Here is an 18,437-nt window from a genome sequence, read left to right as displayed (position 1 = left end):
GGAGCGTTGGTTGATTTATAAAGTCTCCGGGCAAGGTGATGCGCGCAAAACCGTAAAGTTATTCTTGGATGAAAGCCTTTCGGTTATTAGAGTCAACGAAGAAAAAACTGACTATGATCCTCGTACCCGAAAGTGGTTTAAGGAGGCCTCTAGTGAGTCAGTCTCAAAGTCTGAGCAGTATGTTTTTAATCTATTAGAAATGCCGGGCTATACCTATTCAATACAGTCAGCAGACACAGGTGATGTACTTGCACTTGATATAGCCAGCTCCAGTTTGAGCCACTTTCTTTTAGAGCAACAACTTAAAATGCAGTTCTTAGTTTCTTCTGAAATGTATGTTTACCGGGGTGATGGCGAAATCATCGCAGCAAGTCGTAATCAAAGTCAGCAACGAACATTCGACGACTTATCTAAGCTTATTCGACTTGATGAGCAACAACCTGGGCTTGCCAATAAAAAGCAACAGTTCGGTAAAATGCTTGATGTGCACGAAAATGGTCAAGAAAAATATATGTTTGTAGTGCCATTGCCACTTAGTGGCGATATGCACTCTGATGAAGTGGATTACTTTACAGTGCTAGTTGCGAAAGAAGATGTGCTAGCAATTATTAAAGAGAAAATCAGAATCTCAATTTTAGTCACAGGGTTATGTTTATTGTTACTTTTGCCCGTATCGTGGTTTTTTGCATCTTCGATTGTTAATCCCATTTTGAAATTGGTGGGCGAAAATAAAAAAATCCAACAGCGTGATTACAATGAGGTTTCTACACTTTCGAGCCATATTCTAGAGATTCATTATTTAGCCAGTTCTATGGTTGATATGAGTCGCTCAATTGAGCAGCATGAAAACTCGCAAAAAGCGTTAATGGAATCTTTTATTGAGCTTATAGCGCAAGCAATTGATGATAAATCACCTTACACGGCAGGGCATTGTGAGCGGGTGCCAGAGCTCGGTATTTGGCTTGCTGATGCAGCATCAGATTCAAAGGATGAGGCGTTTTCTGAGTTTAGTTTTAAAACCCCAGATGAACGACGAGAGTTTCGTTTAGCAGCATGGTTGCATGACTGCGGTAAAATTACTACGCCAGAACATATTGTTGATAAAGGCACTAAGCTTGAAACAATTTACAACCGAATTCATGAAGTTCGTATGCGCTTTGAAGTACTGCTGCGAGATGCAAAACTAGACTACTACGAAAAACTACTTGTAAACCCAGAACAAAAACAGCAGTTACAACAGCAATTAGACGCTCAGATTGAAAAGTTGCATGCGGATTTTAGCTTTATTGCGGCATGTAATGTCGGCGGAGAGTTTATGGATGAGTCGCAATTAAATCGTTTACATCAGATTGCCAGCATCAAGTGGTATCGTCACTTCGATGCTAGTCTTGGGTTATCGCCACTTGAAGAGTTGCGCATGGTAAACCTTAAAGATCAAACTTTGCCTGTTGAAGAATTACTATTGAGTGATAAACCAAGTGATTTAATTCCTCATGAAAAGGCCGTTGATTACGAAGCTGATTTAGGGATAAAAATGACAATCCCTGAGTATAAATACAATCTAGGTGAGATTTATAATTTATCTATTTCACGCGGTACGCTCACTGCTGAGGATAGGTTTAAAATTAATGAACATGTTATCAGTACTATTCGCATGCTTTCTAATGTTCCTTTTCCGAAAGAGCTTGCTCGGATCCCACGCTATGCCTCGACGCATCATGAAACATTAAAAGGTACTGGATATCCTCGCCAATTAACTGCAAAAGATTTATCAATACCTGAACGAGTGTTAGTGCTGGCTGATATTTTTGAGGCTCTAACTGCGACAGATAGGCCGTATAAAAAAGCCAAGCCTCTGAGTGTTGCAATTGATATTTTAGCGAAGATGGTCGATGACGAGCATATTGATCGTGATGTATTTGAGCTATTTTTAACCTCAGGCATATACCTAAAATATGCAAAACAGTTTTTAGATGAGTCGCAAATCGATTCGGTCGATATTCAAAAATATCTAAGGTAATTATTTGCTTATGCTTTAGGCTAATATTGCAGTGTTTTTGTTTGTAATACAAAGTTATTGGTGTATACATATTATACAAGCTAATATTATTTACGAACAAAGCATTGCAAGGAGATGCATAAGTGCTGGTATCTGCTTTTCAAAAACTCAAACAAAAAATTCGTTTTTCGATTCGTCTTACCGTTGTTGCTGTGTTCGTATTAGCAACCTCACTCACCGCGTTAATTGCCATCAGTTTGCAATATTATTTCAGTGAAAAAATGGCGTTAGAAGCCAGTGTCAAAAACTTTAATTTAGCCACAGGCTCTGTCGCTGATTATCTGACCAGTGTGAACGAAAAATCTGAAAACACTTTAAGTGTGATGGTACAAAACGGTAGTCTTATCAGTGCCAACAATGAAGATAAAAGTGAACTGAGAAATGTCATGAGTGAAATCATGCAGCTCAATCCATTGTTTTATGCTTTATATGTGGGGTATGAAAATGGTGACTTTTACGAATTAATTAATTTAGAGAGTAGTGAAATAGTTCGCCAACAGCTGCAAGCCATCGAAGCTGATCGCTGGGTGGTGATCCATATTACCGATGAAGGTGCAGATCGAGTTCAGCACACTCATTACTTTGACCAGCAATTTAATTTACGCATCTCTCAAACAAAAGGTACCAGCTATGACCCCCGAGAGCGTTTGTGGTTTAAGCAAGCAAACTCTACCCGTGTCAATAAAACCAAACCATACTTCTTTACCCACCTGCAAGCACCAGGGCAAACCTATTCGATAAAGTCAGCAAGCGAAAATAGTGTGTTGGCGTTAGACGTTAGCTTATCGAGCATTTCAGAGTACCTAAGCAAACAGCAGAGTAAAATGAGCAGTCAATATTTAAGTGAGCTGTATATTTATAATAAAGAGGGTGAAATTGTCGCCTCTAACCAACAAAAGCATAGCTTACTTCTGCCAACGCTCGAAAAACTCCCTCTGACTGAGGCCCAGCAAAGTGTCTTGGCTAAGTACCCTTATTTAAGTGTTTCAAACGAAACTAATTGGCCGCCAATGGATTTTAGTGTTGGCGGTAACCCCAAAGGCTATAGCATTGATTACATTAATGGCTTGGCCAATATGCTCGGAATTAAAGTGACCTTTATCAATGGGTTTACTTGGTCTGAGTTTTTGAATCAATTTGCTAAAAAAGAAATAGATGTTATTCAGCCTATTTTTAAAACGCCTGCCAATGAGCCGCTTGGTATTATGAGCCAAACCATGGCAACCTTACCATTTAGTATTATTACTGCACAAGGTACGCCCCCAGTTGTTAGTATGAAGCAGTTGGCGGGTAAGCAGCTTGCAATTGGCGAAGGTTGGTCGGTGATCAAAGTGATCAAAGAGCACTTTCCCGACATAGACATTGTTGAGCTGCCAAGTACAAAAGCGGTACTTGATGCGGTAAGCCAAGGGCGGGTCTTTGCAGGCCTAGATAACGAGGCGGTGTTTAAATACACCCAAAAGCAGTTTTTTATTGATGGGGTTCAATATAATCAGCTTGATAGTTACAGCCATGACCTTTTACCCGATACGCTGCATTTACTGTTTCACCCGGAGGATGCAGCGCTTAAAGATTTAATTGATATGGCAATAGAGCAACTGCCAGATTCGTATATTGCAGCACTTGAGCGTAAATGGTTAGGAAGCGACCCCAATCAGCAACCACAAGTGATTGGCACCGTGCCTTACCCTGAATTTTTAACCTTAATTAAAGATAAAACAAACTTTGCCCATTTACGTTTGATGACTCTTAATGGGGCTGAAAAGTACGTATATATCACCCCGCTTTCTGAGATGGGCGATAATAGCGATTTCCTAGCGATAGTGGTGCCCAAAGAAGGTGTATTAAGCTCTACTCGCGAGAAAATTAAGCTGTCAATTTTAATCACTGCGGCATGCTTAATTATGGTTTTACCCGTGTCGTGGTTTTTTGCTTCACCCATCGTTGCACCAATTAAGACCTTAGAGGGCGAAAACTTAAAGATTAAACGGCGTCAATTTGACCAAGTTTCTACGCTAAAAAGCAGTATTAAAGAAATTAACAACCTATCTCGCTCTATGGTGCAAATGAGTCAATCGATTCAGCAACATGAGCAAAAGCAAAAGGCCTTAATGAAGTCATTTATTGAGCTTATCGCACAGGCTATCGATGATAAGTCTCCCTATACAGCAGGGCACTGCGAACGGGTACCAGAGCTTGGCATTATGCTAGCCAAAGCAGCTTCAAACTCAAATGAACATGCTTTTAAAGAGTTTGCGTTTAAAAATAAAGACGAGCTAAGAGAATTTAGTCTCGCAGCGTGGCTACATGACTGCGGTAAAATTACCACGCCAGAACATATCGTAGATAAAGGCACTAAGTTAGAAACAATATACAACCGTATTCACGAAGTGCGCACACGTTTTGAAGTACTTTGGCGAGATGCAGAAATCGCATATCTAAAAGCATTGCAAGCCTCACCCGAAAAGCAGCCAGAGCTTGAGGCTGAACTTACTAAACGCCAAGCAGAGCTGCGGAGTGATTTTTCGTTTATCGCTACCTGTAATGTCGGGGGCGAGTTTATGGATGAAGCTAGCCTTGAGCGTTTAGAAGCACTCAGCAATATTACTTGGCAGCGCTATTTTGACGATAAAATAGGCCTTTCGCCAGTCGAAGAGCTGCGAGTTCATAGCAATGATGAGCAACTCCCTGTAACTGAAAAGCTACTTTCTGATAAGCCTGAGCATTTGATTGCCCACGATAAACCAATTCACTATGATGAACGGTTAGGGATAAAAGTAGATATTCCAGAGTATAAATATAACTTAGGAGAGTTATATAACTTACAGGTTCAGCGCGGTACTTTAACAAGTGAAGACCGATTTAAAATTAATGAGCATATTATTAGCACTATACGTATGCTCGATAATGTGCCGTTTCCTGAAGAATTAGCCCGTGTGCCACGTTATGCCTCGACTCACCACGAAACTTTAAAAGGCACGGGGTATCCGCGTAAGTTGTCTGCGGGTGATTTATCGATACCTGAACGCGTGTTGGTGCTTGCTGATATATTTGAAGCATTGACCGCAGCCGACAGACCCTACAAAAAAGCCAAACCGCTGAGTGTTGCCATTGATATTTTAGCCAAGATGGTGGCCGATCAGCATGTTGATGAAGATGTATTCAAATTGTTCTTAACGTCAGGTATTTACCTTGAGTATGCAAAGCGCTATTTAAACCCAGAGCAAATCGATGATGTTGATATCGCAAAATACCTGTAACTGAGGGCGGTTGCTTTTACTTTAGGCTGAAAAGTCCGTACAATTCGCCTCGTTTTTAGTGACGCTTTTAACGAGACAAATTCAAGCCGTATGCATCAGATTGCTGACTTAATCACTATTTTTGAAAACACCTTTTATCAAAGTCATAATACACGTTTGATAAAAGGTGATGATGAACCTATTTACCTGCCTGCTGATGAGCAAACGCCTTATCATCAAATTGTATTTGCCCACGGTTTTTATGCCAGCGCCTTGCATGAGATTGCCCATTGGCTGGTGGCAGGAGAGGCACGCCGGTTAAAAGAAGATTATGGTTATTGGTATTGCCCAGATGGCCGTGATAAACACCAGCAAGCTGAATTTGAAGCGGTTGAAGTAAAACCGCAAGCCATTGAGTGGGCGCTCAGTACAGCAGCGGGTTTCGATTTTAATGTATCAGTTGATAATCTTAATGGCGAGCAAACCTGCCGGTTTGACTTTCAAGCGCGGGTTCATCAGCAAGTATTGGATCTATTAGTATCTGGCTTTAATCAGCGCACAGAGGCGTTACTTAAAGCATTGAGCGATTTTTATAACACCCCATGGCCATTATCCGCTGCACAGTTTACGTGGCAGCGCGATTTTCATAGCAACCCAGGAGTTTTAGCTGATGCAGTTTAAATTAGGTTTGATTGTTAATCCGGTTGCCGGCTTAGGTGGCAGTGTGGCACTCAAGGGCAGTGATGGGGCAGATACCGCAGCAAAGGCAATGCAACTTGGCGCAGAGCCAAAAGCAAACTTACGCACCCGAGCGGCACTTGAGGTTCTGCTTGCACATCAAGATGAGTTAACCATTTACACTGTAAACGGTGAAATGGGTGAGCAAACGGCAAGCCAGCTTGGTTTTAATACTCACGTCATTTACCAAACAAATGAAATCACTACCCCTGATGACACAGAGCAGGCAGCCAAGCTATTGGTCGAGCAAGGTGTCGATCTTATTTTATTTGCTGGTGGTGACGGCACTGCTCGCAACATTTGTCACGCAGTTGGTGATAGCACACCTGTGTTGGGTATTCCTGCTGGCTGTAAAATACACTCTGGTGTTTATGCGATTACTCCAAAGGCAGCAGGTCGCGTTGTCGAAATGCTAGTAAAAGGTGAGCTTGTAAGCCTTGGTGATGCCGATGTGATGGATATCGACGAAGAAGCATTTCGCGAAGGCACGGTAAAAGCTAAGCGCTATGGTGAAATGCAAGTACCTAGTGAAGTGCGTTATGTGCAAGCAGTTAAAAATGGCGGCAAAGAAACGGATGAATTAGTCCTTGCTGATATTGCGGCCTATGTTGTTAGTGAAATGGATGAAGACTGTTTATATGTGATGGGCAGTGGTTCAACCGTGGCTGCAATAATGGAAGAAATGGGCCTTGAGAATACCTTGTTAGGTGTTGATTTAGTGGCTGATCAAGAACTCGTTGCACAGGATTTAACGGCTCAGCAATTACTTGAGCTTACCGAAGGTAAAGCGACTAAATTAGTGATTACCTTAATTGGTGGCCAAGGCCATATATTCGGCAGAGGAAATCAGCAATTAAGCCCTGCGCTTATTCGTGCTATTGGTCGTGACAATATTATTGTAGTGGCGACTAAAACTAAATTACAGGCCTTAAATGGCCGACCGCTGATTGCCGATACCGGCGATAGTGAGTTAGACGATGAATTAAGTGGTTATATACGCGTAACCACCGGTTTTAATGACCATATTATGTATGCAGTGGGTCATCAAGATGGGCTGCACCCAGAGGAGAAGTAACAATGAGTTTAGTAAGTTATATTGATGCAGCGCAGCAATATTTTGATGATTTAGTTGATAAAGCGACTGACGACGAACTGTTTGCGGGTGGCTATTTACGTGGTCACTTTGACTTAGCGGTAGGTTATGCACAAGTAGAAGAATTAAACTTGTCAATTGAGGAACTTAACAATCAAGTAGAATCAAGCTTAGTTAAAGCTTACCGCAATGGTGAGCTAAACGAAGAAGATAAAGAGCTTGTTGTGCGTCTGTGGGATGAAGTTAAAGCGCTAGCAGCTTAGCTTAGTATCTAAACCAAATTTATAAAGCGACCTGTGTCGCTTTTTTTACAGCTAGACCTTAGCTTTATCAGTAAAGCTATTAACTTAAAATTTACCTTATTACTTAGATACGTTAAGGTTAACGAGAATTTTTTCTAGGGAATTTGAAAATGAATAACAATAATGATGTGCAAGCACAAAGCGGTGCGATAGCACGTTTTCTAAATACGATTGAAAGGGTGGGTAATAAACTGCCCGATCCGGCGATTATCTTCTTAGTCGCTATGCTATTAATTTGGTTTTTATCTTGGCTCTTTTCGGGCACCACATTTGACGCTATAGACCCACGCACAGGCGAAGCCATAGTTGTAAATAACTTACTTGCGGGTGATTCATTAGCCACCTTCTTATCGTCGATGGTGAAAACATTTACCAGCTTCGCCCCGCTTGGTGTGGTACTCGTTGCTATGTTAGGTGTCGGGGTTGCTGAGCATTCAGGCTTCATCAACACTGGCCTCAAATTAATGTTAAAAGTAACGCCAAAACAGCTTTTAACGCCTTCTATTATTTTAGTGGCGATTGTCAGCCATACCGCCACTGATGCCGGTTATGTATTGGTGATCCCATTGGCTGGGGTTATTTTCTATGCGATGGGTCGTCACCCGCTTGCCGGTATTGCTGCAGCGTTTGCTGGGGTAAGTGGTGGCTTTAGCGCAAACTTTATTCCATCAGGCATTGACCCGTTACTACAAAGCTTTACCCAAAGTGCGGCGCAAATTATTAATCCTGATATGGCAATAAACCCGCTTAATAACTGGTTTTTTACCTCGGCTTCGAGCCTATTTATTATCTTATTAGGCTGGTATATCACAGATAAAATCATCGAGCCGCGCTTACAAAACACGCCACTTGATGGTGACACACAAGATTTACCTGCCTTTGATGAAGCGCGCAGTGATGAAAAACGAGCGTTTTATATTGCAAGCACAGTGATGATTGCAGGCCTTGCTTTACTTTGGTTTGTTTCGGCCCCAGCCGATTCAGCAATGCGAAGCAGCGATGGCTCTTTAACTAACTTCCGCTCACCGTTAATGCAATCAATTGTGCCACTTATCTTCTTACTGTTTTGGATCCCTGGTGCCGTCTACGGTTTTGCCGTGGGTACCTTTAAAAGCTCTAAAGATATGATAGATGCCATGAGTAAAGCCATGAGCGGTATGGCTTACTATATTGTTATGGCGTTCTTCTGTGCGTTATTTATTGCCGCATTTAGTAAATCAAACCTTGGCGCATTACTTGCGATTGAAGGTGCAGAGCTACTTAAAGCAATGGCACTGCCAAGCTCAGTCACTGTGGTAGGTATTATCTTTTTAACGGCGTTTGTGAACCTATTTGTTGGCTCAAGCTCAGCAAAATGGGCGCTGTTAGGACCAATCTTTGTTCCAATGCTGATGCAACTGGGTATTTCACCTGATTTAACGCAGGCTGCGTACCGTGTAGGTGACTCAAGCTCGAATATCATCACGCCACTGATGCCATACTTCCCACTGGTTGTAGTGTACTGCCAAAAGTATGTAAAAGGCACAGGTATCGGTACCTTAATTGCGATGATGTTACCTTATTCAATCGCCTTCTTAATAGGCTGGAGCATCTTCTTACTTGCGTACTGGGGCTTAGGTATCCCACTAGGTCTACAATCAAGCTACGCATACCCAGCCATTGGTTCATAATGATTAAGTTTTAAAGCCTCAGCAATCCAGCTTGAGGCTTTAAAAACTGCGGTCTGGTAGCTGACAGCTTTACTACAGACACAAAAAAACCTTGTCACTCGCATGACAAGGTTTTTTTATTGCTTAAAGCTTCAATTAGTTCGCAGTGAAGCTCACTGGACGACGCTCTTTACGAGGGCCTCCACGTTTTTCACCACGGTCTTTGAAGTTACGCTTTTTATCACCACGGTCACCACTTGGGCGTTCTGCGCGAGGAGCAGCAGGACCTTGATCTTGTGTTAGCGTCATATTCATAGGACGTTTACAGATAAATACCTTTTGGAAGTGATCAAGCACATCTTTTGGCATGTTCTGTGGTAATTGTACTGTACTGTGGCTGTCGTGTAAGCGAATATCACCAATAAACTTGCTTGAGATATCAGCTTCGTTAGCAATCGCACCAACAATGTTTTTAACTTGTACACCGTGCTCGCGACCTACTTCGATACGGTAAGTATCCATAGGACCCATGCTGCGGCTATTGCGCTCACGCGGCTCGCGCGGTTCACGAGGTTTACGCTCGCGTGCAGAACGCTCACCACCACGATCACCACGTTCGTTGCGACGACGGTCGCCACGTTCGCTGCGTTCGCCACGCGGTTGAACTTTAACTTCTTCAACCTTGATTGGTGATTGTTGCTGCGCTAAACAAAGTAACGCACCTGCTAAGTCTTCAGTACTTAACTTAAGTTTTTCAGCCATGTTAGCAGCTACTTGATTAAAGAACGTAATGTCTTTGTTTTCAAGCGCAATTGTTAACTTGTCTTGAAGTGCTTTAATACGCTTTTCTTCAACGACTTTTGCAGTTGGTAAATCAACTTGTGCGATCTCTGATTTCGTATGACGAATGATATTTTTAAGTAAATAACGCTCGTTGTGTTTTACGAAAAGAATCGCTTTACCTGTACGACCTGCACGACCTGTACGGCCGATACGGTGAACGTAGGCTTCAGAGTCTTGCGGGATATCGTAGTTGATAACTAAGCTTAAACGGTCTACATCAAGACCACGTGCAGCAACGTCTGTTGCAATAACGATATCAACTAGGCCGTTTTTCAAACGGTCTACTGTACGTTCACGTGCTTGTTGGTTCATGTCACCATTAAGTGGTGCCGCAGAGAAACCTTCGCGCTCAAGTAATTCAGCTAACTGTACCGTGTCGTTACGCGTACGTACGAAAACAATTGCACCATCGTATTCTTCAGCTTCTAAGAAGCGAACGATTGCTTTGTTTTTGTGTACATGTGCATTCCAAAATACTTGCTCAACTGTTGATACAGTTGAGTTACGAGCAGAAATATGAACTTGCTCAGGCTCATTCATGTACTTGCTGCTAATATTTTGGATTTGCTTAGGCATGGTCGCAGAGAAAAGACATGTTTGCTTTTCACGTGGCGTTTTCTCCATGATGCTTTCTACATCATCAATGAAGCCCATGCGTAACATTTCGTCTGCCTCATCAAGAACAAGGGCTTGTAAGCTCTCAAACTTGATAGTGCCACGGTTAATGTGGTCAATTAAGCGGCCAGGCGTTGCAACAATGATTTGCGCGCCACGACGAAGTGCACTTAGTTGGATGCTGTAGCTTTGGCCACCATATAGGGCTAAAACTTCAACACCACGAGTATGCTTAGCATATTGTTCGAATGCCTCAGCTACTTGGATCGCAAGTTCACGCGTAGGCGTTAAAACAAGGATCTGTGGCTGCTTCACAGACGGGTCAATATTATTTAGTAACGGCAGTGCAAATGCTGCTGTTTTACCTGTACCCGTTTGCGCTAGTCCCAGTACGTCCTTTCTTTCTAGCAATAACGGTATACATTGAGCTTGGATTTCAGATGGAGTCTTGTAACCCAACTCTTCAACTGCTTTAAGGATTGCAGGAGAAAGATTTAGAGATTCAAACGTGACTGGTTCTGACATTAATACGCCTCAACGAATTTAAAGAGGCGCGCATTGTATAGGAAATACAAGGCAATTGCTTGTATAAATTACAACTAATTTGTATGTGGTTGATGTTGGTCATAATTTAATCAATTTAAATTTGCAAAAATCAACCACGTTTACAATTTATTGATATAACCCTAAATTTTCTTTAGCGTATGCTTCGAACTCAGTGAAGCCACCAATGTGGGCTTGGTCAATAAAAATCTGTGGTACGGTTGGGCAAGGTTTGCCAGCAGACTGCTCTAAATCTGCTTTGCTGATCCCTTCTTTGATGATATCGATATAGCGGTATTTAAAATCATCACGCTCATTAGCTAGTTTTTCAGCAACGTCTTTTGCACGTACACAGTATGGGCAGCCTTCACGGCCAAAAATTACAGTTAACATATCGCTCTCCTCGATGTTCTTTGTCTGGTTATCATCTTAACGAATTAAATGAATAAAAACAGTGCATAAAATCGATTGTACTGTTCTATTTTTTCTCAGCAAATGTGATTGAGCTAATCAAGTGTGCGTATTCTGAGGCCAAGTTCTGTTGAGTAACCCATAGAATGCGCAGTGATAGCCAGCTGCTCATCAATAACATAATAAGTTGGGTAGGCACTGATTTTATAATCTTGGCCTGTACTTTTACTGCCAAGTAACACAGGCATGGTTAATTCGAGTGAATCAGTAAACTGTTTTACTTCAGTAATATTCTCATAATCGAGGGCAATCGCTATCGCATTTAACTTACCTTGCTGATAGGCAGTTTCTAAATTTGGCATACTGTAGCGGCAAATTGAGCACCATGGCGCAAAGAAATACACCACTGTTTGCTTTCCTTGTAATTGTGCAATGGTCATCCGCTGTGTCGGGTCTTTTAACGTGGCCAAATTAAAATAGGGGGCAGGGGTTTTATCTGTTGAGAGTAAATTTCGCTGCTGAAATGTGGTCACAGCATACACAATGACTGCCATTAACACGACATTTTTTAGCACACTTAAAAATTTTTTTAAAAAAGTTGGATTTTTTTTCATTGTTATTTTGTACGTGGTTAGCCCTTTAAAATCAACTTATTCAGACCAGTTTGAGAGCACTTAACTTTCATTTATTTTAAAAAAATTGCAATTTTTTTTGCTAAAAATCTTGAAAAGAATTTACCCGCCCATAAATAGTTTAGTGAGGACGCCTGATGGGTCCCAAATAAACTAAAGTAATTGAAATATATAATATTAATTTAACTTTGTTAGCGCTGGTTCAATAGAAGAGCACTAACAAAATATCGCTTAAATATGAGGATATAATTATGCGTACAGTAGACTTATCACCACTTTATCGTTCATTCATCGGCTTCGATCATTTAGCATCATTAATGGATGCGGCAGCTCGTACAGACAAGCAGCCAAGTTTTCCTCCGTATAACATCGAAGCGCTCGATAAAGACAAATATCGTATCACTATGGCTGTAGCCGGTTTTAGTGAAAGTGAATTGACCATCGAGTCAGAAAACAACACATTAAAAGTCAGTGGCACAAAAGCTGACAAAGAAGACAATGCAGAGCGTAAGTTCATTCATCAAGGCATTGCAGAGCGTAACTTTGAACGTAAGTTCCAATTAGGCGACCACGTTAAAGTATTAGGCGCTGACCTTGAAAACGGCTTACTAAGTATCGATTTACAACGTGAAATTCCAGAAGCGCTGAAACCACGTAAAATCGAAATTGGTAATGGTAAATTACTCGAGAATAAGTAATTTTATACTTATCAACAAAGCATTGTTTCCCTAGTTATTTGTTAGTTATAAGCCGCCTCAATTGAGGCGGCTTTTTTATTACAGCTTTTCTAAATTATTTAAACACCATTTGGCTCGCTCAAGCGTCGCTTGCTGAAGAGCTTCATCTTGTTTATACCAGTTTTTATAGATCATACCGATCCGTGGGTTTTGCGATAACTGTTCCTCATGCTCTAACATAAAGTGCCAATATAAACTGTTAAATGGACACGCATCCTCAGTGGTTTTCTCTTTTACTTTGTAGCTGCAGTGTTTGCAGTAATCACTCATTTTATTAATGTAATTGCCACTAGCAGCATAGGGTTTAGTGGCAATTAACCCACCATCAGCAAACTGACTCATTCCCCGAGTATTGGGCATTTCAACCCATTCAATAGCATCGATGTAAATACCTAGATACCATGCATCAACTTCAGTTGGCTCGATTGCGGTCAATAAGCAAAAATTCCCAGTGACCATTAAGCGTTGTATGTGATGGGCATAAGCTGTTTCAAGACTTTGTTTGATGGCATGCTGCATACAATTCATGTTTGTTTTACCATGCCAAAAATACTCTGGCAGGGAACGCTGCGCATTTAAGTGATTTTTTTCACTGTATTGAGGCATATTCTGCCAGTAAATCCCTCTTACATACTCGCGCCAGCCGAGGATTTGTCTTATGAATCCTTCAACTTGCGCAATATCTATATCATCAGTATGTTGCTCGTAGGTGACTAACACTTGTTTAATGACTTGCATCGGATGCAGCATCTTGATGTTAAGAGCAAATGACAAGCGGCTATGATACAAAGACCATTGATGCTGTGAATTGCAGGTCATTGCGTCTTGAAATTGGCCAAAATGGGGCAGCAGGTTTTCACAAAAAAAACGCAGCAGTTGTTTGGCATCATTACGTGTAGTTGGCCACAGCAAAGTTTTTCCGCATTCGCCGAAGGTATTTACTTTATGTTTTTCGATACGTTTTAAGATGTGGCTCACGTCATGGCTAAAACATAATGGAGCTGGGATTTTATCAAGGTCGTTTTGTTTTAACTTATTTCTGTTTTGCTGGTCAAAATTCCATTGCCCGCCGCAAGGTTGATTATCGTCGTCTATGAGAATATTAAAGCGCTTTCGCATTGCACGATAGAAAAATTCCATTTTGACGTGTTTATCTTTTTTAAAGTGCGTACTTATATCTTCAAACGGCAGTAGAAAGTGCTCTGTATCATAGCCTTTGACGTCTAAATCACTTTGCTCAGCAAATTCTGACATTTGTTTTTTTAGTCTGAACTCATCAGGGTATTGATATTCAATAGTGTTGCACTGATAGTGTTTGGCCAGTCGGGTCAATAATTCACACAAGGTGCTGTCATCTTTTGTATCATCAAGCGTAAGGTGTACGCAATTTAACCCGACTTTATCAAGCGCGTTAGCAAAGTTTTCCATGGCTGCGAAAAATGCAGCTACCTTTTGGATATGGTGCTTCACATAGTTTGTTTCTTGTTTTAATTCGGCAACAACATATAGTATATGTTGTTGATCTTGCTCTTTGTACCAGCTGTGGTTGGCGTTTAGCTGGTCACCAAAAATAAATCGGATGGTAGAAAATTGCACGCTGTCTATACCCAGTCTGAGGTAAATTATGCTTTACGACGTAAACCTGAATATCGATCTATTATAGAGTATGAATAGCTATTAGGGTGTTACCATTTTATTGATGTACACCACTACGGAAGGTGAAATATGAACAATAATGTCATTCAATTAGTAATTGTCATCACAGGGGTGTTGGCAAGTTCAATTGCAAATGCGGCCATTTACAAGTGCGAGCATGATGGTACTGTTGAATTTAGTCAGCAACCATGTGGTGTTGATGCAAAGCTGATAGTTATCGAAGACCATCAGCTTCAAACTAACCCTAACTCAGTACCTAAACCTGTCGCACTTGCTAAACAAAATGATGAGCTTGATAGATATATTCGTTTGAAACAAATCGCTGTGAAAAAAGCTGAGCATTTCGATAAGATAGATACCTATACCGCGCGATTAAATAGTGAAATAGCTGCATTGAATAATCAGGCAGATGAGTACTTTCGTTCTTCATTTGGAGCAAAAAAGGCAGCCGCAGTTGCTGAACAAATGACTGCTGTTTCAGAGCGTTATAATTTATTAATCGATAATGAACAACGTAATATTGATAGATTAAATGCAGAGCAAGCTAGCTTAGAGTCAACGCTATCAAAGACTGAAAACACCGAGATTGATAGCTATATTCGCAGTGAACAGATCAAGCGAAAAATGACTGAACACAAGAACAAGATAGACAGCTATTACGATGAATTGAATCAACAGATAGCCAAATTACAACAGCAAGCTGATAAACAGGCAATTAATCTTAGTACTGTTAATAAAGATTATGCGTTGTCCGCCAAAATGAGTGCAGTAACTAAAAAGTACAATACTCTAATTGCGGTAGAACAACGCCAATTAGACAGATTGAGTAATGAGCTGGTTAAATTATGAGGTTCGTCTTACTGCGAAATTATCTTGCAGTGGTATGACATTGCTGTATGAAAACAAATAGCACTTAACGATATTTGCAAAAAGGCGAGTTGCTAATTGCCACGCATCTTTAAGTTGTTCACTCATAGGTTCTTGCATTGATTCAACGGTTTTCATAAAAGCATTCGTTAAATTATCTATATCTTGACTTGTTACGTTTAAAAAACTGAGGTTGTTGGCTAAGTATTCTATGAAAGGTGTTACTTGTTTCAAATCATCTAAGTGCATGACAACTTTATTCAAAGCACAAAAAAGCAGATAACTACGTCTATTAATACTTTCTTGACTGGGCAGGGTCATGTGTAAACTATGCTTATTGGCCAGTGTGTGGAACTGTAAAGTAAATTGATGGAAATTAGGTTTTAAATGTTTAATGTTTTGCTGTAAAAGCCTTTTTTGTGCAGTGGATAAACTCATCGCAGCTCACTTATATAGTCTTGGCTATAGGTTGTTCTTATTATATGACTTAATATAGACCAGATTTAATAAAACAATAAATTTTATGACAATGCTGTCATAAAATTTTTAGGTAAAAAATAGTCTAACTAATTCATGCTGGAAGGTTGCTAATTGAGCGCTACATGCTTATAATGGCCGCCATTGAATTGAGGTGTTAATACTCGATTAGATGATATTAAGTAATTTACTTTAATATCGATTGGCGCGGGATGGAGCAGCCTGGTAGCTCGTCGGGCTCATAACCCGAAGGTCGTCGGTTCAAATCCGGCTCCCGCAACCAACTACATACTAAGGCATTTTAAATGCGCTTAGTGTGCTCAGTAATTAATTTACTGTATGAAGTCGCGCATTCTGGGTAATGCGCGTTTTGCGTTTAGGCTATCTAGTTTAATTTAGTCAGATATTTGACTCGCAACCAAGCTTGGCCCTAGGCCACACAGTTTTATGCTTTAGGTGTGACGCCCCGCTTGGTTCGGGGCGTTGTTGTATCTGGTCTAGCATGATGTGTTTTAATCATCATTAAACTCAGTATTTCAGGGCTTTATGCCCTTTTTTTGTTTGTATGGAGGATTTTCGTGACAAAACTTGAGCAAGATTTAGTAACCATGCTCTCACCAGCCGTAGAAATGTTAGGCTTTGAGTTACATGGTCTTGAGTTTGTGCAAGCTGGTCGCCACTCTACATTACGTGTTTATATCGATCACGATGCAGGGATTACGGTTGACAATTGTGCCGACGTAAGTCGTCAAGTTAGCGCAATTTTGGATGTCGAAGATCCAATTACAAATGAATATGATTTGGAAGTGTCGTCTCCTGGTGTTGATCGTCCATTATTCAAACAAGATCATTACGAGAAGGCGCAAGGAGAAGAAGTACGCGTGCGTACTAAGCTTCCACAAGATGGTCGTCGTAACTTTAAAGGCGACTTAGTATCAGTTAGCAGTGATATGATCACACTTTCGGCAGATGGCACTGAGCATATGATTATGCTTAGTAATATCGAACGTGCGAACATCATCGCAAAGTTTTAATTCGAGTGCGAAGGAATAGGGCAAGCGAGGCATAACCCATGGCAAAAGAAATATTATTGGTTGCTGAAGCCGTCTCCAATGAGAAAGCGGTTCCAAAAGAAAAGATTTTTGAAGCGTTGGAGTTCGCATTAGCGACTGCTACAAAGAAAAAACACGATGGCGAAATTGATGTTCGCGTAGCAATTGATCGTAAAACAGGTAATTACGATACATTCCGTCGTTGGAAAATTGCAGAAGTTCTTGAAGATGGTTCATTAGAACATCCTTACAGCGAAATCACATTAGAAGCAGCACAAGTTGAAGACCCGTCTTTACAACTTGGTGATTACGTTGAAGAGCAAATCGAATCAATTAAATTTGACCGTATTACAACGCAAATGGCGAAGCAAGTTATCGTACAAAAAGTACGTGAAGCTGAGCGCGCACTTGTTGTTGAAGAATATAAAGATCAACAAGGTGAATTAGTAACAGGTGTTGTAAAAAAAGCAACACGTGACGCTATTATCCTTGACCTAGGTAACAATGCTGAAGCGGTTATTTACCGTGACGACATGCTACCGCGTGAAAACTTCCGTCCGGGTGACCGTATTCGTGGTTTACTTTACGAAGTAAAACCAGAAGCACGTGGAGCACAATTGTTCGTTACACGTTCTAAGCCTGAGATGCTAATGGAGTTATTCCGCATTGAGGTGCCAGAGATTGGCGAAGAAATGATTGAATTACGTGCCGCGGCGCGTGATCCTGGTTCTCGTGCAAAGATCGCTGTTAAATCAAACGACAAACGTATTGACCCTGTGGGTGCGTGTGTTGGTATGCGTGGTGCACGTGTACAAGCTGTTTCTACAGAGCTTGGCGGTGAGCGTGTTGATATCGTTCTTTACGATGACAACCCAGCTCAATTCGTTATTAATGCGATGGCACCAGCAGAAGTTGCGTCAATCGTAATGGACGAAGACACGCATTCAATGGATATCGCTGTAGAAGCAGATAACCTAGCGCAAGCAATCGGTCGTAACGGTCAGAACGTACGTCTTGCTAGCCAATTAACTGGCTGGGAATTAAACGTAATGACAGTTGATGAAATGCGTGAAAAGAATGAAGCTGAGTCTGATAAACTAATCAACTTATTCACTGAGTACCTAGATATTGATGATGAGTTTGCAACATTACTTATCAACGAAGGTTTCTCAACACTTGAAGAAGTTGCTTACGTTCCAGCATCAGAATTCTTAGAAATCGACGGTTTAGATGAAGAAACAGTTGATATCTTACGTTCACGTGCAAAAGACGCGTTAACAACAAAAGCGCTTAAGACAGAAGAAAGCCTTGAAGGTGCAGAACCTGCAGAGGACTTACTTGCACTTGAAGGTCTTGAGCGTCACCTTGCATTTGTTATGGCAAGTAAAGGTGTAGTAACACTAGAAGATTTAGCAGAGCAAGGTATTGATGAGTTAGTGGATATCACTGAACTTTCAGAAGAAGAAGCTGGCAAGCTAATTATGGCTGCGCGTAACATTTGTTGGTTCGCAGAAGAGTAATTTA

At 41.0% G+C, this 18,437-nt stretch carries 14 protein-coding genes, 1 tRNA gene and 1 pseudogene; 11 read left to right on the top strand and 5 right to left on the bottom strand.

Annotated elements, in window-relative coordinates:
* Positions 1 to 445: 445 nt before the first annotated feature.
* The 6 genes and pseudogenes from ACSFVZ_RS07590 to ACSFVZ_RS07565 form a co-directional block, all read left to right on the top strand.
* Positions 446 to 2,020, top strand: a pseudogene (locus ACSFVZ_RS07590) (HD-GYP domain-containing protein); the annotation flags it as partial.
* Positions 2,021 to 2,142: 122 nt separating this feature from the next.
* On the top strand, positions 2,143 to 5,319 hold the full coding sequence (locus ACSFVZ_RS07585) for an HD domain-containing phosphohydrolase (RefSeq protein WP_435558522.1): 3,177 nt from the start codon (positions 2,143 to 2,145) through the stop codon (positions 5,317 to 5,319).
* 90 nt (positions 5,320 to 5,409) lie between these two features.
* Entirely contained in the window at positions 5,410 to 5,979 is a 570-nt protein-coding gene (locus ACSFVZ_RS07580) for an elongation factor P hydroxylase (protein WP_435558521.1), read from the top strand.
* Positions 5,969 to 7,111 (top strand): ATP-NAD kinase family protein, encoded by a 1,143-nt coding sequence (locus ACSFVZ_RS07575; protein WP_135923946.1) that lies wholly within the window; start codon positions 5,969 to 5,971, stop codon positions 7,109 to 7,111. The genes ACSFVZ_RS07580 and ACSFVZ_RS07575 overlap by 11 nt, the downstream gene beginning before the upstream one ends.
* 2 nt (positions 7,112 to 7,113) lie before the next feature.
* Positions 7,114 to 7,392 (top strand): YfcL family protein, encoded by a 279-nt coding sequence (locus tag ACSFVZ_RS07570; protein WP_135923947.1) that lies wholly within the window; start codon positions 7,114 to 7,116, stop codon positions 7,390 to 7,392.
* 149 nt (positions 7,393 to 7,541) lie between these two features.
* Positions 7,542 to 9,101, top strand: a complete 1,560-nt coding sequence (locus ACSFVZ_RS07565; RefSeq protein ID WP_135923948.1) for an AbgT family transporter — start codon at positions 7,542 to 7,544, stop codon at positions 9,099 to 9,101.
* Between the two features lie 135 nt (positions 9,102 to 9,236).
* On the opposite strand, the gene ACSFVZ_RS07560 is transcribed toward ACSFVZ_RS07565, so the two are convergent.
* The 3 genes from ACSFVZ_RS07560 to ACSFVZ_RS07550 form a co-directional block, all read right to left on the bottom strand.
* Positions 9,237 to 11,063: a DEAD/DEAH box helicase gene (locus tag ACSFVZ_RS07560; RefSeq protein ID WP_435558520.1), complete on the bottom strand. Its 1,827-nt coding sequence runs from the start codon at positions 11,061 to 11,063 to the stop codon at positions 9,237 to 9,239.
* A 147-nt stretch (positions 11,064 to 11,210) separates the two neighbouring features.
* Positions 11,211 to 11,474 (bottom strand): GrxA family glutaredoxin, encoded by a 264-nt coding sequence (locus tag ACSFVZ_RS07555; RefSeq protein WP_054553185.1) that lies wholly within the window; start codon positions 11,472 to 11,474, stop codon positions 11,211 to 11,213.
* Between the two features lie 113 nt (positions 11,475 to 11,587).
* Positions 11,588 to 12,046 carry a TlpA family protein disulfide reductase gene (locus tag ACSFVZ_RS07550; RefSeq protein WP_235382040.1) on the bottom strand — a complete coding sequence of 153 codons (459 nt, stop codon included), beginning with the start codon at positions 12,044 to 12,046 and terminating at the stop codon, positions 11,588 to 11,590.
* 329 nt (positions 12,047 to 12,375) lie between these two features.
* Between ACSFVZ_RS07550 and ACSFVZ_RS07545 the strand changes: the two genes are divergently transcribed.
* On the top strand, positions 12,376 to 12,822 hold the full coding sequence (locus ACSFVZ_RS07545; RefSeq protein WP_135923951.1) for an Hsp20 family protein: 447 nt from the start codon (positions 12,376 to 12,378) through the stop codon (positions 12,820 to 12,822).
* A 78-nt stretch (positions 12,823 to 12,900) separates the two neighbouring features.
* Here ACSFVZ_RS07545 and ACSFVZ_RS07540 read toward each other — a convergent pair whose 3' ends face one another.
* Positions 12,901 to 14,457, bottom strand: coding sequence for a cryptochrome/photolyase family protein (locus ACSFVZ_RS07540; RefSeq protein WP_435558518.1), 1,557 nt, complete (start codon positions 14,455 to 14,457; stop codon positions 12,901 to 12,903).
* Positions 14,458 to 14,586: 129 nt separating this feature from the next.
* Here ACSFVZ_RS07540 and ACSFVZ_RS07535 point away from each other — a divergent pair, with 129 nt between their 5' ends.
* Entirely contained in the window at positions 14,587 to 15,366 is a 780-nt protein-coding gene (locus ACSFVZ_RS07535; RefSeq protein ID WP_435558517.1) for a DUF4124 domain-containing protein, read from the top strand.
* On the opposite strand, the gene ACSFVZ_RS07530 is transcribed toward ACSFVZ_RS07535, so the two are convergent.
* Complete coding sequence (locus tag ACSFVZ_RS07530) at positions 15,361 to 15,822, bottom strand: globin (RefSeq protein WP_135923954.1); 462 nt, start codon at positions 15,820 to 15,822, stop codon at positions 15,361 to 15,363. The two genes, ACSFVZ_RS07535 and ACSFVZ_RS07530, sit on opposite strands and share 6 nt — an antisense overlap.
* A gap of 245 nt (positions 15,823 to 16,067) precedes the next feature.
* Between ACSFVZ_RS07530 and ACSFVZ_RS07525 the strand changes: the two genes are divergently transcribed.
* The 3 genes from ACSFVZ_RS07525 (at position 16,068) to nusA (ending at position 18,433) form a co-directional block, all read left to right on the top strand.
* Positions 16,068 to 16,144, top strand: a tRNA-Met gene (locus ACSFVZ_RS07525).
* A 295-nt stretch (positions 16,145 to 16,439) separates the two neighbouring features.
* Positions 16,440 to 16,895, top strand: a complete 456-nt coding sequence (rimP, locus tag ACSFVZ_RS07520) for a ribosome maturation factor RimP (protein WP_062569821.1) — start codon at positions 16,440 to 16,442, stop codon at positions 16,893 to 16,895.
* A gap of 38 nt (positions 16,896 to 16,933) precedes the next feature.
* A complete protein-coding gene (gene nusA / locus ACSFVZ_RS07515) occupies positions 16,934 to 18,433 on the top strand; it encodes a transcription termination factor NusA (protein WP_135923955.1) in 1,500 nt (499 codons plus the stop codon).
* Positions 18,434 to 18,437 lie beyond the last annotated feature (4 nt).

The organism is Pseudoalteromonas nanhaiensis, from assembly GCF_051235485.1.
Lineage (GTDB): Bacteria > Pseudomonadota > Gammaproteobacteria > Enterobacterales > Alteromonadaceae > Pseudoalteromonas > Pseudoalteromonas lipolytica_C.
This window is presented reverse-complemented; position numbering and strand designations above follow the sequence as displayed.